Source organism: Klebsiella pasteurii (genome assembly GCF_018139045.1).
Taxonomy (GTDB): domain Bacteria; phylum Pseudomonadota; class Gammaproteobacteria; order Enterobacterales; family Enterobacteriaceae; genus Klebsiella; species Klebsiella grimontii.
Window position 1 is genome coordinate 972665 of record NZ_CP073236.1, and the last position, 15859, is coordinate 988523.

Here is a 15859-nt window from a genome sequence, read left to right on the forward strand (position 1 = left end):
ATCGCTGACGATAACCCGGTAAGCCCGAGGGAAGGGATTTAGTCTTTGGTTTCTTCGCTCAAGCTGAAGTTATCGCAGCACGATACCGATAACGCTTGAGCTGGTGCGATCGCCAAATGCACGTGAAAAAAACATTTCACGGTACGACATGGGATCCTCCTTTTCTATTCAGTTAGTTGATGGGTGCTGGCAGTGTAGAGGGATAAAAGCAGTTTGGCTAGATGAAGAACAGAAAAAGGCCTGCAAAGCAGGCCCGTTATACGGCTGATTTCCGGTTAAATCGACGTCCGGCGGTAACTGCGGTACTCCGGCTGCCAGAAGTTATCGGCAATCGCCTGCAGCAGCGCTTCGGCTGAGGTTTTCACCGCCACGCCTTGTTCCTGCGCTACTTTGCCGACCGCGAAGGCAATCGCCTGCGAGACGGTCTGGATATTCTTCAGCTCCGGCAGAACCGGGCCTTCGCCGTTATTTACCAGCGGCGAGTGTTTCGCCAGAGTTTCGCTGGCGGCCATCAGCATTGCATCGGTGACGCGAGACGCGCCCGAAGCGATCACGCCGAGGCCAATTCCCGGGAAGATATAGGAGTTATTGCACTGAGCGATAACGTACTGTTTACCTTTGAGCGTGACCGGGGCGAACGGGCTGCCGGTAGCAACCAGCGCCGCGCCATCGGTCCAGCTGAGGATGTTTTGCGGCGTGGCTTCCACCCGGGAGGTCGGGTTGGACAACGGCATGACGATTGGCTGCGGGCAGTGCTTATGCATCTCGCGGATAATCTCTTCGGTGAACAGACCCGGCTGGCCGGAAACGCCGATCAGGATGTCCGGTTTGACGTTGCGCACCACGTCAAGCAACGACAGCACATCATTCGTGGTATCCCACGCTTGCAGATGCTCACGCTTTTGTACCAGTTTGCTCTGGAACGGCAGCAGGTTCGGCATGGCGTCGGTCAGCAGGCCGAAACGGTCAACCATAAACACGCGCTTGCGGGCTTCCTCTTCGCTTAACCCTTCGCGCTGGATTTGGGCGACGATCTGCTCGGCGATACCGCAGCCCGCGGAGCCGGCGCCGAGGAAGACAATTTTCTGCTCGCTCAGCTGGCTGCCCGCGCCGCGGCTGGCGGCGATCAGCGTACCGACGGTGACCGCAGCTGTGCCCTGGATATCATCGTTAAAAGAGCACACTTCGTGGCGATAGCGGTTGAGCAGCGGCATGGCGTTTTTCTGCGCGAAGTCTTCGAACTGCAGCAGTACGTCCGGCCAGCGGGCTTTAATCGCCTGGATAACGTCGTCAACAAACTGATAGTACTCGTCGTCGGTAATACGCGGGTGACGCCAGCCCATATACAGCGGATCGTCCAGTAGCTGCTGGTTGTTGGTACCGACGTCCAGGACTACCGGCAGCGTGTAGGCCGGACTGATACCGCCACAGGTGGTATACAGCGACAGTTTGCCGATAGGAATGCCCATCCCGCCGATCCCCTGGTCACCGAGGCCGAGAATACGTTCGCCGTCGGTCATCACTATCACCTTGACGTTGTGGTTCGGCACGTTTTGCAGAATATCGTCGAGGTTATTGCGGTTCTGATAAGAGATAAACACGCCGCGGGCGCGACGATAGATCTCAGAAAAGCGTTCGCAGGCGGCGCCGACGGTCGGGGTATAGATAACAGGCATCATCTCTTCGAGATGGTTGCCGACCAAACGGTAGAACAGCGTTTCGTTGGTGTCCTGGATGTTGCGCAGATAAATGTGTTTGTCGATCTCGGTTTTAAATCCCTGGTACTGGATCCACGCGCGTTCGGCTTGCTCTTCGATGGTTTCGACCACTTCTGGCAGCAGACCCAGCAGGTTGAAGCTGCTGCGCTCTTCCATACTGAAGGCGCTACCTTTGTTGAGCAGCGGAAACTCAAGCAGCACGGGGCCGGCGTAAGGGATGTAAAGAGAGCGGTTTTTCTTATGGGTGAATTGCATCGCACTAACTCCTTGATAATCGCTTCAGCCCGGGCGCGGCGACAGGCGGGGGCTGGCAGGGAATGGCAGCGTGCAGAGTATAAGGCAGATGGCATCAAAGGAGGGTAAACAAGAGGACGATAGCGTTAAAAAAACACCATCCGGTAGAAAGGACGGTGTTTTTATCATCATTCAGCTGAAAAGTTAGCCACCGCGGCGTTTGCGGCCGGTGGCGCGAACATGGTTAACCGTGGTTTCCGCATCGCCCTCCAGCAGCACTTTTTTCTGCTGAGAAAGCTTGTAGTTCAGACCGAGAAGATGACGTGCCTGTTGGTTCGATTTCATTCTTACTCCTTTATCCTGTGTCGGTTTCAAGGACAAGCCCGACGGGTGTCGGACGAAATTTAACCCTTAAGTACGCCGCACATTTTTTAGCACGGCGATAATCAGCGTGGCCCATTTTACCAGGATTAGCAACGTTGAGGCGGCAGATTAAGAACAGTCTCTTCAGCGGACCGCGGTATGTCGGCCGGATCGCGGCCGGCATACCCGCGCGATAGCCGGAATTACCACTTCATTTCGCCGGTATTCACTTTAGCGCTTAGATCCAGCGAACTCTCTTCCGCCAGTCCCGGCCAGCGCTGTTTCATCGCCTTGATGACGCCAGCGGAGTTTTTGTGCGCGTTAAGCGCCTGCTCGAACTGGGTCAGATAATCGCGGGTAAAGGTAATCGCACGGTCGCCTGCGGGCGGCGTACCCAGGTAATGGCCGGGGATCACCTGCTGCGGATGCAACGCGGCCATCTCGTCGAGCGTATGTATCCACTGCTGGCGGCTCTCCACGCTTTGGGTATCCGCGGTCCAGACGTGCATTCCCCATGCGACACCAGTGCCGCCAAGAATGGCTTTATTCGCCGGGATCCACACATAGGCGGCGTAATTTTGCGGCTGGCGGATCTCCACTTTTTCGCCGTCGATGGTGAAGGTATTTGTCGTCAGCGCTTGCGGGACGTAAACCTGCTTCGGCGCGCCGTCCTTCATCTGTGGGCCCCAGTAGGCCAGTTTAGCCGCCCTGGTGGCGTTAATGTGTTTAACCACTTCCGCGGTCGCCACCACTTTGGCGTCCGGGAAGGCCTTCACCAGCGGCTCGAGGCCGAAGTAGAAATCCGGATCGCCGGAAGTGATCACAATGCGGGTCAGTTTTTTACCGCTTTTCTGAATCATTTCAACCAGCTTCTCGCCATCTTTAACGCTAAACTGGGCGTCAAACAGCACCGCTTCATGCGGGCCGGAAGCGAGGGTGGAGTTCACTGCGAAAATGGCGTTTTCCTGCGGGTTGTAGGTTTGCAGCGTTAAAGGGGCAGCCAGAACGGACGTGCTGAACAGCGTGCTCGCGATAGCCAGGGCAGATAATTTCATATTCATTTTCTCTTGGTCAGGTGAATGAGCGCTATTGTACGGATTTCCTGATTTGCGAAAATTCCTGAAAAAAGAGATGCTGAGTTTCATAAAACGTGCAGATGGAATCGAAGAATGGATAGGGTCATCGCCGCGCAGGTGTATATGCGCATTTGTGAACTGGGGAGTTTAAGCGCCGCCGCGCGCGCGCTGGGGATGTCGCGCCCGATGGTCAGCCGCTATCTGGAGCAGATGGAGCAGTGGGCCGGTACCCGGCTGGTCCATCGCTCAACCCGCAAACTGACGCTCACGGCTGCGGGGGAAAAGGTGCTGCAAAAAACGCGCACCCTGACGCAGCTGTCGGATGAGATCGCCGGGCAAAGCGAACGCGCGATCCCCAGCGGTACGCTGCGCGTCGCCTGCGCGCACTTCACCGCCATGCAGCTTATTTCTCCGTTGTTACCCGATTTTCTCGCCCGCTATCCGCAGCTGCGCCTTGAGCTGGATATCAATAATCATCCGGTGAGCCTGATTGGCGAGCGTATCGACGTGGCGATACGAATCACCGATAACCCAGAACCGGGGGCTATTGCCCGCCGCCTTGGCGTATGCCGTTCGGTGCTCTGCGCGTCGCCGCGCTGGCTGCAGCAGAACGGCCCTCTGCAAACGCCTGAAGATCTCGCCCGCCACAACTGTCTGCACTACAGCCATTTTGCCAGCCAGACGTGGCAGTTTAGCGACCCTGGCGGCGAAAGCGTGGCGGTGGCGGTTTCCGGTAATCTTAGCGCCGGGATCTCTTCGCTGCTAATGGAAGCGGCGGTAGCTGGCTGCGGCATCGCGATGCTGCCAGAGCTGGAGGCGCAGCGGGCGCTTAACAGCGGGGCGCTGAAGCTGGTGTTGCCGGCCTGGCGGCCAAAACCGTTAAGCGTGTATGGGATTTACCTCTCCAGGGACTACCAGCCGAGCGCGCTGCCGCTGTTTCTCGGCGAGATTCAGCAGCTGCTGGCGCAAACTCACGATATAAAAGGAAACCTTTGATGATAGTGCTTCGCCCCATGCGTGATGAAGAGTATCCCGCTTATCTCGACTATTTTATCCCCGACTATGCGGCGGAAATCTCGGCCAATTATGCGCTTTCGCCGGCGGCCGCTTTCGCCCAGGCGCAGCGCGAAATCGCCGCAGATCTGCCCGACGGCGTCAATACCCGCGGCCAGGTTTTATGCTGCTTATTCGATGACGGTGACGGAGCAGAAAAGCGGGTCGGCTATCTCTGGTACAAGCCGGATGAAGAAATGCGCTCCGCCTTTATCTGCGATTTTTATATTTATCCGGCATTGCAGGGACAAGGGTTGGGTAAACAAGCAATGGCGGCTTTTGAGCATGCGCTGAAAAGCCAGGGCATCAGCCAAATTAAGCTGCGCGTCGCCGGGGATAACCCACGCGCGCGCCATCTCTATGACGCCGCGGGTTTCCGCGTTACCGGCGTTAATATGAGTAAAAATATCCCGACGGATTGATCTGAAAAACGCCGCGCGCCGCCCAAATGCGTAAAGGGGTTCTATACTTAACCCTTTAATGTCAAAAAGGAGCGATATTATGGCAATCCATAAGAAAGGTCAGGCGCATTGGGAAGGGGATCTGAAAAGCGGTAAAGGAACCGTCTCGACCGAGAGCGGCGCGCTGAACCAGCAGCCTTATGGTTTTAATACCCGTTTCGAAGGCGTCAAGGGTACCAACCCGGAAGAGCTGATCGGGGCCGCCCATGCCGCCTGTTTCTCTATGGCGCTATCGCTGATGCTGAGCGAAGAGGGCTATACCGCCACCTCTATTGATACCGTGGCGGTGGTGACGCTGGATAAATCCGGCGGCGGCTTTGCCATCACCAAAATCGCGCTGCAGAGTAAAATTGTGCTGCCAGGCATCGAGGCCGATGCGTTTGACGGGATCATTCAAAAAGCCAAAGCCGGTTGCCCGGTGTCGCAGGTGCTGAACGCGGAGATAAGCCTCGACTACCAGCTCAATCCATAAGCTCACTGGCGCCCGCTATCGGCGGGCGCTCCTGCCTTAAAAGCCATTGTTGGCAAATGCCCCTGGCGTTAATTAATGCTATCTTTGCCGCCTACGGAAAAGAGCAGGTAGGGTAATGATCGGCATACGTAAAACCATTGAGGCTCAGGTTCTGGGCTTAACCGGGATAGCGCTTAAAGAGATCGATTTTGAGCATCCCAAAGGGGAACCGGGGCTATTTGGTCCGCAGTCTGCCATCTGGCAGGTTCACGGCGATTTTACCTCCATGCTCTGCGGCGGCGTCAGCGCGCTGCTGTTGCAGATGCTGCATCCTCTGGCGCTGGCGGGCGTCTGGGATCACTCAAACTTTCGCGAAGATATCTTTGGCCGCCTGCGCCGTACCAGCCAGTTTATTTCCGCCACCACCTTTGGTACCACCGCCGACGCCGAACGGCTGATTGCAAAAGTGCAGGGGATCCACCTGCGGGTCAGCGGCAAAGATAAAGACGGCACGCCCTATCAGGCCAGTGACCCGGCGCTGCTCACCTGGGTCCACGTCGCCGAATGCAGCAGCTTCATGGCTTCGCATCTGCGCTATAAACGTACCGTGGTGAGCCCCGCCCGCCAGGAGCAGTATTATCAGGAAGCCGCCGAAATTGCCCGCCGCCTTGGCGCTCGGGATATCCCGGTGACGCCACGGCAGGTTGCCGACTACCTGCAGGATATGCGCCCGGCGCTGCGCTGCGATGAGCGAACGCAGGAAGTGGCCGACGTACTACTGTCGACCCGTCTGCCCGGTCGCCTGAGCCAGCCGGTTGGGCGAATGATGATGTGCGCCGGGATTGATCTGCTGCCGCCGTGGGCGCAGGAGATGCTCAATTTACCGATGAGCGCAACGCAGCGCCACAGCGCGCGGATTACGGTGCACGCCGTCGCTCGCGTACTGCGCGCGTCGGTGCGCAACGGCGCTTATCACTGCGCTATGCGTCGGATGAATCAATTTTAATTACTCAGGCTGCGTTTTACCCGGAAATATAGCCATGGCTATTATTGTCATGGCTATATTTTTTAAAAACAAACTATTCTCATTTATATATTTGGCAGTCGTAAAAATAATTAAATATTCTCTTAACGACGGCGAATTATTCAGGAAAAATTAAGCCAAAGCGCGTACGTTATTTATTTTTTTACGGAGAAGCGAATATGGGCGGGATGACTGGCGAGGATCGGCGTTCTCAGGTTGCGCGCAAAACGACGATGGTCAGCGTGGTGGTCAATCTATTTTTATCCAGCGCTCAGGTGCTGGCGGGTGTGTTCTGCGGATCGCAAGGACTCATAGCCGATGGAATCCATTCGCTTTCCGATTTAGTCGCCGATTTTGTCGTGCTGCTGGCGAATAAAAAAAGCCGCCAGCCTTCGGATGACGATCACCCCTACGGGCACTGGAGATATGAAAACGGCGCTTCCCTGGCGATTGGCGCGCTGCTGTTGCTGGTTGGCGCGGGGATGCTGTGGTCCGCCTGCGGCAAACTGTGGCATCCGGAGTCTATCCAGAATGTGCATATAACCGCGCTGTGGGTTGCGATCGCCGCGCTGGTCACCAAGGAGGTTTTATTCCGCTATATGCTAAGGGCGGCAACGCGGATCCAGTCTTCAATGCTGATCGCCAACGCGTGGCACGCCCGCTCTGACGCCGCGTCGTCGGTGGTGGTCGCAGTGGGCATCGTCGGCAATCTGGCCGGCTTTCCGTGGCTTGACCCGGTTGCCGCGCTGGTCGTTGGCGCGCTGGTCACCCGCATGGGCTATACCTTTTCATCTGACGCTCTGCATGACTTAATGGATCGCTCAGTGGACCGTGATACCGAGCAGCAGATAACCGCCACCATTCTGTCGACGCCTGGCGTTGCGGCGCTGCATGACCTTAAAACCCGCCGTGCCGGAGATTTCATTTTGGTCGATGTGCACATTGAGGTACCGGGAAACTTATCGGTTGCCCAAGGACACGATATTGCGCTGACGGCGCGCTCGCGGGTATTAAATAGCCATAACGTTTTGCATATGATGATTCATATCGACCCTTGTCGCGCGGAAATAGCCGCAATGAGTACCTAGTTTATTCCTCAGCAACCTAAAGGGCTTTATTATTCTGCAGACAATATTGCCTGGATAATAAAAAAGGACCATAATTCAGTGGCTATTCTTTCATCGCTGATTAATAGCAGGTTGACGCATTGTCGTGTTTTTAATCAATATAAAAAACCAATCGGCTAATAGAAAATATCTATTGTCCGTACGAAATTTCAGGAAGTAATACAATGATTATCCGGCCAGAACAACACTGGTTTCTTCGTCTGTTTGACTGGCACGGTTCGGTGCTGTCAAAAATCGTCTTTCGCCTGTTGCTTAATCTGCTGATGTCGATTATCGCCATCATCAGCTATCAATGGTACGAGCAATTGGGGATCCATCTTACCGTCGCGCCGTTTAGCCTGCTGGGGATTGCCATTGCCATTTTTCTCGGCTTTCGTAATAGCGCCGGATACAACCGCTTTGTTGAAGCGCGTAATCTGTGGGGAACGGTCCTGATTGCGCAGAGAACGCTGGTGCGCCAGTTGAAGAATATCCTGCCAATGGAAAGCGTATCCCATCAGCGGTTGGTGAGCTACCTGGTCGCGTTTAGCTGGAGCCTGAAGCATCAGTTGCGCAAGACGGACCCGAGCGCCGATTTAGCACGTTTGCTGCCGCCGCCAGACGTGGCGGATATTCTCGCCAGCTCGATGCCCACCAACCGTATTCTGCTGCTGGCGGGGAATGAGCTGGGGCGTCTTCGCGCGGAGGGGAAACTCAGCGATATGACCTTCAGCCTGATGGACAATAAGCTTGATGAGCTCGGTCATGCGCTGGGCGGCTGTGAGCGCCTCGCCAGCACGCCGGTACCCTTTGCTTACACGCTTATTTTGCAGCGTACGGTTTACCTGTTCTGTACGCTGCTGCCGTTTGCCCTCGTCGGCGATCTGCACTATATGACGCCGTTCGTGTCGGTCTTTATCTCCTACACCTTTCTGTCATGGGATTCGCTGGCGGAAGAGCTGGAGGATCCGTTTGGTACCGCGGCCAATGATTTGCCGCTGAACGCAATGTGCAACACCATTGAGCGCAACCTGCTGGATATGACCGGGCAGCATCCTTTGCCGGCGCAACTTGAGCCGGATCGCTACTACAATCTGACCTAATTTGTATGTTTATTATTCGTTAAATAAGTTAAATCTAACGCGTGATAGATAACATTGATTATACAGTCTCGACCTTGATTGTTATGCTTTCGTTAATAAAATGCCCGTTACGCTAGCTGGTAGCGGGTGATAAGAATCATGCGGCGTTTCACCTGCTATCCGCCGCCGAAAGCGCATCAGGAGTGAACATGAGTAATAAAAGACGCGTCGTTCCCGGCGTCCATCCCTATGATGGCCCGGCGGGAGGCTGGGGTGCCTTAAAAGCCACCGCCATCGCCGTTCGGACGCAAATGGATGCGCTCGATGCCCCCGCGACGCTACTGCGAACCAATCAGCCTGATGGCTTTGATTGCCCCGGTTGCGCCTGGCCCGATAAGGAGCATAAATCCACGTTTCAGTTCTGCGAAAACGGCGCCAAAGCGGTGACCTGGGAGGCCACCAGCAAGCGGGTCACCGAAGAGTTTCTGGCGTCGAATAGCGTCACGTCGCTGCTGGCCCGGAGCGATTTCGAGCTGGAAGGCTACGGGCGTTTAACCCAGCCTCTGGCTTACGATAAGGCCAGCGACACCCTGCGTCCGGTGTCATGGGAAGCGGCGTTTACCCGCATTGGCGAAGTTCTTCGCACCCTGCAGCCCAATGAAGTGGAGTTCTACACCTCAGGGCGCGCCTCTAATGAAGTGGCATGGCTGTTCCAGCTGTTTGCCCGCGAATACGGTACCAATAACTTTCCCGACTGCTCCAATATGTGCCACGAGTCGACCAGCGTCGGCCTGCCGCAGTCGATCGGCATCGGTAAAGGGACCGTCTCGCTTGATGACTTTGACAAAACCGAGCTGGTTATCTCTATCGGCCACAATCCCGGCACCAACCATCCGCGCATGATGGGTACGCTGCACGAACTGGCGCGCCGGGGCGTGCCGATTATCGTCTTCAACCCGCTAAAAGAGCGGGCGCTGGAGCGATTCGCCGATCCGCAGAACGTCATTGAGATGGCGACCTACAGCTCAACCAACATTGCATCGACCTACTTCCAGGTCAAAGCGGGCGGCGACGCGGCGGCGCTTAAGGGTATCGCGAAGGCGCTGTTAAGGCTTGAGGAGGAGCAGGGCGAGGCGCTGGATCGGGCCTTTATCGATGAGCACACGCTGGGCTTTGCCGACTTTGCGAGGGATGTCGACGCGACGCCGTGGCTGGATATCGAACGCGAGTCTGGCCTGACGCGCGGCGATCTTGAACGGGTGGCGGCGGCTTACGCTAAATCTAACGCCACGATTATCACTTACGGCATGGGCATCACCCAGCATAACAAGGGCACTTCCAACGTACGCCTGATAGCCGACCTGCTGCTGATGCGCGGGAATATTGGCAAACCGGGGGCCGGGATCTGCCCGCTGCGCGGCCACTCCAACGTCCAGGGCAACCGTACCGTCGGTATCACCGAAAAACCGAGCGCCCAGTTTCTCGCCAACCTACAGCGGGTGTGTGGTTTTACGCCGCCGCAGGAGCACGGCCATGATGCGGTAAAAGCGCTGCAGGCGATGATTGACGGTGAATCGAAAGCGCTGATCTGCCTTGGCGGTAACTTCGCGGTGGCCATGCCGGATAGCGAACGGGCTTTTCCGGCGATGCGGGGGCTGGATCTGAGCGTCCATATTGGCACTAAGCTTAACCGCTCGCATCTTCTGGTGGCAAAAGAGACTTTTATCCTGCCGTGCCTTGGGCGAACCGAACTCGATATTCAGGAGACCGGACGCCAGTCGATCACCGTCGAAGATTCCATGTCGATGGTGCACGCGTCATCGGGCAAGCTGAAGCCCGGCTCGCCTGAACTGCGCTCGGAACCGGCGATTGTCGCCGCAATGGCGACGGCGACGCTGCCGGAGAGCAAAATCGACTGGCAGTGGTTGGTTGCCGACTACGATCGTATCCGCGATCTGATTGAACAGACCGTTCCCGGCTTTGACCAGTACAATCAACGTATTCGCCATCCCGGCGGTTTTCGTATGCCGCTGCCGCCGACGGAGCGTATCTGGCCGACGCCGACCGGAAAAGCGATGTTCTCGGTTTTCCACGGCGTGCGCGAAAATCTGCAGGTGGAGGGTAACGATGTGATGCGGCTGGTGACGTTGCGCAGCCACGATCAGTACAACACCACCATTTATGCCATGGACGATCGCTACCGCGGTGTGTTTGGCCGTCGCGACGTGCTGTTTATGAACGAGCAGGACATGGCGGAGCAGGGATTCGAGCACGGCGATCGGGTGGATATCAGCTCCGCGCTACCGGGCCACCATCAGCGGTTGGAAGATATCACGCTGGTCGCCTACAGCATCGCGCCGGGCACCGTTGCGGCCTATTACCCCGAAGCGAACGTGCTGGTCCCTCTGGATTATCTCGATAAAGAGAGCGGCACGCCGTCGTATAAATCGGCGCCCGTCCGTTTAACCCTGCGCTCGAAAGAGATCCGCGCGCTGGCGGGGCTTCGCTAAAGGGCTGTTTGCCTGCGACGATCGTCGCGTCGTGGGCAAAATCGCTACCTCTGCGCCAGAATCAGCTTTATCCCCAGCCCGACAAAACCGGCGGCAAAGCAGGCTCTCAGCCCTTGTAAAACCCTGGGGCGAGTCAGCACGTATCCACGCATTGCCGCCGCAAAGGCGCCATAGAACATAAAAACCAGCAGCGTCATCAGCATAAACATGGCGCTCAGGATCAGCATTTCCCGGATCGGCGAAGCCGATCCGGGCTGGATAAACTGCGGCAGAAAGGCGAGAAAGAAGAGCGGCAGTTTGGGGTTAAGCAAATTGATCAGAATGGCGTGGCTGATGACCTGCCGGGGGTTGCGTTGCCCGACGCCTTCCACGCTCAAGCTGCCGCGCTGGGTCAGCGTAGCCCAGGCGAGGTACAGCAGCCAGGCGACGCCGGCGTACTTCACCAGTTCGAATGCGCCAGGCGTGCTGTGGAGGATGGCCGCCAGCCCGGTTATCGCCGCCAGTATATGCGGAATAATACCCAGCGTGCAGCCGAAGGCTGCGGCAAAACTCATTCGTCTGCCCGCCGCCAGACCGGTGGCAATGGTGTACAGCGTCCCGGTGCCGGGAGCGATAACCACAATAAACGAAGTCAAAAGAAACTCAGGGCTGATGAGCGCCATGATGTTATTCCTGATGTGGTGAATCGAGGCTCTGAGTATTTCGTAAAGCCGCGTGCCGGTATTGAACAAAATTGCACAACGTCAGCTAGCGGCTCGCCTGAACGATCGCCTGATAGCTGCCTGGCGTGACGGCAAACTGTTTTTGAAACGCGCGGGTGAGGTGGCTCTGATCGGCAAAACCGGCCATCAATGCGGTATCGGCGGGGGAGTAGCCTTCCGCCAGCAGACGGCGAGCCAGGCGTACGCGTGCCTGTACCAGGTAGGCGTGCGGCGTGATGCCGGTTTCTCGAGCGAAGCCGCGGATCAGCTGAAAGCGGCTGAGACCGCAGAGGGTAGCCAGCGCGTCGAGAGAGATTTTTTCTTCGGGGGCGTCGTCGAGATATTGCCTGGCCAGCGCAATGGCGGGAGTGCCGATTTTGCCGGGTCGCCTGGCGCAAAGATGAAATTGGCTCACCTGCATCAGGCAGAGCAGCAGCGCCTCTTCCACGGCGGTATCGTCGGGCGCGCTGGCGACGATCTCGTGAAACAGCCGCTGCATTTGCCCGCGCAGCTGCGGGTCGTCGACGACCGGACGCAGGAGGATCTCTTCTGCCTTCATCTCTCCCTGCAGTTCGTCGACAACGCGCTCAGGATCGAGATAGACCATACGCCAGCTGCGTGGGCCCTCCAGCGGAATACCATCGTGTATTTCGCCCGGATTAACCATAATGATATTTCCGGCGGCGGCCTCAACTTTGCCCAGATGGCTCCAGGAACGCTGCGCGCCCTGAGTGAAAATCCCGATGCCGAACCGTTCGTGGGAATGGCGCGGAAAGCTCTGGTCCGTAACTAACGATATGGCTTCCAGTCCCGGCATGGCTATCCGGTGCTGCTGAACGTGATGAAGGCGAGTTTTCAACGGTTTCTCCTGCCGGGGCATAGCATGAGTGTAGCCTCAGACGCGCGGGACGAGCAACGGTCGACCGGCGCTTGAATTTCATCAACGTAGAACATAACATTTAGCTAACATTTTGCCTGCTGCGCTGGCAGCAGATTGCGCAACAGTGGATCATTAATGGATATCAAACAACTTAAGTACCTGATTGCGCTCGACAGAACACGACATTTCGGCCAGGCCGCGGCAGCCTGTCATATCACCCAGCCTACGCTATCAATGCGGATCCGCAATCTTGAAGAAGAACTTAATCTGACTCTGATTCAGCGCGGGCAGCGGTTTGAAGGTTTTACCCCTGAGGGCGAGCGTATTCTGGCCTGGGCGCGGGCGCTGCTGGCGGCGCACGACGGGCTGGAGGCGGAGGCGGCTATCTGCCGCGGGCAGATGGTCGGCCAGCTCAGAGTGGGAATGGTGCCCTTAGCCAGCCTGAATCCGATGCAGCTGATCAAACCGCTGGCGGATAAATACCCGGAGCTGCAGTTCAGTCTGCTGTCCATGACCTCGGAACAGATTATCGACGGCGTCAGCCGCAACCAGCTGGATCTGGGGATCTGCTATCTGCATCACGTCGATAGCCAGCTGTTCAACGTGGTGTGGCTGCCGAACACCCGGATGGGTTTGCTGCACGATAAGCGCCATTTCCAGTTTGCTGACGCCATCCCCGGTTGGGAGACGCTGGCCGCGCTGCCGCTGGGCTTTTTGACCAAGGGCATGTACTACCGCGAATCGATTGAGATGAGCTTTAAGGCCAAGGGGCTGGCGCCAAAATACGTTTTCGAAAGCGACTCCACGTTTCAGATTATCCAGGCGGTGCAGGCCGGGATCTGCTGCGCGATTATGCCGCTGAACAACGGCCTCGAAGCGCTAAGCGATAATCTGGAAATCAGGCCGATCGCGGAGACGGAGGTCGACTCGATGCTGGCGCTGATCATGCGCAACAAAGAGCCGGTGTCGTCGCTGGCGGAAAAATGCTTCGCCGATGCGCAGGTGATTTTTAGCGAACGCCGACCATCTGCGACTGGATAAATTCAAGCCAGACGCGCGTTCTGGCGGGCATAAAGTGGCGCTCCCGATAGAGGGCGGAGAGCTGTAACGGCGCCGGCGGCAGCTCCAGTATGACTTCCTGGAGTTCACCGCGTTCAATAAACGGGCGGCAGGGTTTCTCCCCCAGAATCGCGAAGCCGACGCCGGCAAGCGCGGCGTGCAGGGCCATTTCGCCGCTGTTGACGCGATAGTGGCCGTTGACGCTAACCTTTTTGAAGCTACCGTCCGCCGCGGCGAACTGCCAGGCTTGCCCCGCCAGAGCGCTAACGGTGGTAATACAGGGCAGCGTGGTTAATTGCTCGCTGTTTGTCGGCATTCCCGTTCTGGCAATCAGCTGCGGAGAAGCGACCACGCAGCAGGGAAACGAAAAGAGCGGACGCGCAATAACGCTGGCGTCTTCCATTTTGCCGCGGGTAATGATCACCGCAATATCCACATCCTCTTTTAACACCTCCGTTCCCGCCAGATTGGTGGTACAGCTCACGGTTATTTTTGGGTAGCGCAGGGCAAATTGCGCCATTAGCGGCGCAAACAGCGAAGGGCCAATCTCGTTTGGCAGGCACAGGCGCAGCGGCCCTTCGGGTTCGGCCTGCTGCTGAGTCAGCTCGGCTTCCGTAGCGGCAAGTTGCTCCAGCACCGGCCGCATACTGGCGAGCAGCGTCTGACCGGCAGGGGTCAGCTTCATGTGCCGGGTACTGCGTTGTATCAGGCGTAGCTGAAGGCTCTCCTCAAGCTGTGAAATCTGTCGGCTTACGTTCGATGAGGGCATCTGCAGCGCTTTTGCTCCGGCGCTGAATGAGCCAGTTTCCGCCACGGTGACGAACACCCGCAGGGCGTTGAGATCCACTTTTTTCACTCTCGATTATCCCGATTTTGATAATTAACAACGCCACTTTTACCGTCTTATGCGCGGATTTACCAGCAGCTAGACTCTGCGCATTACATTGTCAGGAGTCTTACATGCCCGGATATCTGGTACGAATAACGTTGATCATGGCCTTTGTTCAATTCATCAACGCCCTCGAATATATGATTTTTAATCCCTTATTTACCTGGATGGCGCCGACTTTTCAGGTGCCGGTAAGCCAGGCGGGTTACGTCACCGGCGTTTATACGCTGGCTTCCGTTGTTGCCGGGGTAAGCATCTGGCGATGGGTCGGTAACGTTAAACCACGGCGCTTTTTGCTCTGCAACATGGCTCTGTTGGGGGGACTAACGATGATGACGCTGACCACCACCCGTTTTGACGTATTGTTATTCTGGCGTTTTCTTGCCGGCCTGGTCGGCGGGACCACGATGGGCGTGGCCAGCAGTCTGCTGGTCAACATTATGCCGCCGCAGCTGCGCCCTCGGGCATTGGCCTCAACGATTGCCGCATTCTCACTGGTCAGCATTGTCGGCATGCCGATGATGCTATTTCTCAGTGAACAAATCGGCTGGCAGATAGCTCCCGCGACGATCGGCGGACTCTGCTTAATCACGTTACCGCTGATAAAACTCGTGCTGCCGGAGCAACCCATCGAGGCGAGTCGTCAGGCGGGTTTGCGCTGGTCGTCATCGGTGCTGTTTTACGCCTCCGGCAACGCACTTGCGCAGTTCAGCCCGATGTTAATCATTCCGCTGCTGGTACCGTTACTGACGGTGAAAATGGGGGCCAGCGGCGGCGAATTGCCGTGGCTCTTTTTCGGCGGAGGAGTGGCAGGGCTGGGCGCCACTAAACTCACCGGCAAGCTATGCCAGCATTACAGCGGCTACCGCATCAGCCTGCTGGCCAGTCTGCTGTTTATACTGAGCCTGAGCATCGCTTTTACCTTCAACCACGGCGGCGCACTGTTTATGGTGCTGTTTCTGGCCGCCGCCTACTGTCGTCTGGTGGCCTCATCGGCTGTGGCGATGCGTTTTCCCGCGGATAGCGCCAGGGCCGGGTTTACGCTTTTACAGAATACCTTAATGTCATTAAGTACGGCGGCGGCCTTTCTGCTTTCGTCGTGGGTGCTCTCGGTTGACGGCAACGGCGAGCGGGCAATGCAGGGAATATTGCTGCTCTGCGCCCTGAGCGCATTGCCGCTGCCGTGGCTGCTACGGATTCAGGAGAAAAGATTAGCCACGCGCGCCGCCGGCTAACCCGGCGGCGGCTAGCG

The 15859-nt window shown here is 57.0% G+C and carries 15 protein-coding genes; 9 read left to right on the forward strand and 6 right to left on the reverse strand.

Annotation, left to right across the window (positions count from 1 at the left end; all coding sequences use genetic code 11):
- Positions 1 to 275: 275 nt before the first annotated feature.
- From KCG39_RS04635 to KCG39_RS04645, 3 genes are all read right to left on the reverse strand, one after another.
- Positions 276 to 1973 (reverse strand): NAD-dependent malic enzyme, encoded by a 1698-nt coding sequence (locus tag KCG39_RS04635; RefSeq protein WP_142468250.1) that lies wholly within the window; start codon positions 1971 to 1973, stop codon positions 276 to 278.
- 183 nt (positions 1974 to 2156) lie between these two features.
- Positions 2157 to 2297 (reverse strand): stationary-phase-induced ribosome-associated protein, encoded by a 141-nt coding sequence (sra, locus tag KCG39_RS04640; protein WP_004101955.1) that lies wholly within the window; start codon positions 2295 to 2297, stop codon positions 2157 to 2159.
- Between the two features lie 221 nt (positions 2298 to 2518).
- Complete coding sequence (locus tag KCG39_RS04645) at positions 2519 to 3370, reverse strand: Vmh family MBL fold metallo-hydrolase (RefSeq protein ID WP_004120584.1); 852 nt, start codon at positions 3368 to 3370, stop codon at positions 2519 to 2521.
- A gap of 114 nt (positions 3371 to 3484) precedes the next feature.
- Here KCG39_RS04645 and KCG39_RS04650 point away from each other — a divergent pair, with 114 nt between their 5' ends.
- From KCG39_RS04650 to KCG39_RS04680, 7 genes are all read left to right on the forward strand, one after another.
- The gene (locus tag KCG39_RS04650; RefSeq protein ID WP_087829362.1) at positions 3485 to 4387 is read left to right on the forward strand and encodes a LysR family transcriptional regulator; all 903 of its coding nucleotides are present in this window, start codon (positions 3485 to 3487) and stop codon (positions 4385 to 4387) included.
- On the forward strand, positions 4387 to 4866 hold the full coding sequence (locus KCG39_RS04655; protein ID WP_049113369.1) for a GNAT family N-acetyltransferase: 480 nt from the start codon (positions 4387 to 4389) through the stop codon (positions 4864 to 4866). The genes KCG39_RS04650 and KCG39_RS04655 overlap by 1 nt, the downstream gene beginning before the upstream one ends.
- Positions 4867 to 4945: 79 nt before the next feature.
- Positions 4946 to 5377: an OsmC family protein gene (locus tag KCG39_RS04660; RefSeq protein ID WP_004120579.1), complete on the forward strand. Its 432-nt coding sequence runs from the start codon at positions 4946 to 4948 to the stop codon at positions 5375 to 5377.
- Between the two features lie 115 nt (positions 5378 to 5492).
- Positions 5493 to 6362, forward strand: coding sequence for an oxygenase MpaB family protein (locus tag KCG39_RS04665; protein WP_004120576.1), 870 nt, complete (start codon positions 5493 to 5495; stop codon positions 6360 to 6362).
- 197 nt (positions 6363 to 6559) lie between these two features.
- The gene (locus KCG39_RS04670; RefSeq protein WP_112165119.1) at positions 6560 to 7468 is read left to right on the forward strand and encodes a cation diffusion facilitator family transporter; all 909 of its coding nucleotides are present in this window, start codon (positions 6560 to 6562) and stop codon (positions 7466 to 7468) included.
- A gap of 203 nt (positions 7469 to 7671) precedes the next feature.
- Complete coding sequence (locus KCG39_RS04675) at positions 7672 to 8589, forward strand: bestrophin family protein (RefSeq protein WP_049113368.1); 918 nt, start codon at positions 7672 to 7674, stop codon at positions 8587 to 8589.
- A 188-nt stretch (positions 8590 to 8777) separates the two neighbouring features.
- Positions 8778 to 11078, forward strand: coding sequence for an FdhF/YdeP family oxidoreductase (locus KCG39_RS04680; RefSeq protein WP_112165117.1), 2301 nt, complete (start codon positions 8778 to 8780; stop codon positions 11076 to 11078).
- A gap of 44 nt (positions 11079 to 11122) precedes the next feature.
- On the opposite strand, the gene KCG39_RS04685 is transcribed toward KCG39_RS04680, so the two are convergent.
- A complete protein-coding gene (locus tag KCG39_RS04685) occupies positions 11123 to 11740 on the reverse strand; it encodes a LysE family translocator (RefSeq protein ID WP_004120564.1) in 618 nt (205 codons plus the stop codon).
- Positions 11741 to 11825: 85 nt separating this feature from the next.
- Positions 11826 to 12638: a helix-turn-helix transcriptional regulator gene (locus KCG39_RS04690; RefSeq protein ID WP_142468251.1), complete on the reverse strand. Its 813-nt coding sequence runs from the start codon at positions 12636 to 12638 to the stop codon at positions 11826 to 11828.
- 156 nt (positions 12639 to 12794) lie between these two features.
- Between KCG39_RS04690 and KCG39_RS04695 the strand changes: the two genes are divergently transcribed.
- Positions 12795 to 13700, forward strand: coding sequence for a LysR family transcriptional regulator (locus KCG39_RS04695; protein WP_004120559.1), 906 nt, complete (start codon positions 12795 to 12797; stop codon positions 13698 to 13700).
- Here the strand turns inward: KCG39_RS04695 and KCG39_RS04700 are convergent.
- The gene (locus KCG39_RS04700; protein WP_112165109.1) at positions 13669 to 14574 is read right to left on the reverse strand and encodes a LysR family transcriptional regulator; all 906 of its coding nucleotides are present in this window, start codon (positions 14572 to 14574) and stop codon (positions 13669 to 13671) included. The two genes, KCG39_RS04695 and KCG39_RS04700, sit on opposite strands and share 32 nt — an antisense overlap.
- Before the next feature lie 104 nt (positions 14575 to 14678).
- On the opposite strand from KCG39_RS04700, the gene KCG39_RS04705 reads away from it, so the two are divergent.
- Positions 14679 to 15842, forward strand: a complete 1164-nt coding sequence (locus tag KCG39_RS04705) for an MFS transporter (RefSeq protein WP_142468252.1) — start codon at positions 14679 to 14681, stop codon at positions 15840 to 15842.
- The last annotated feature ends 17 nt before the right edge of the window (positions 15843 to 15859 follow it).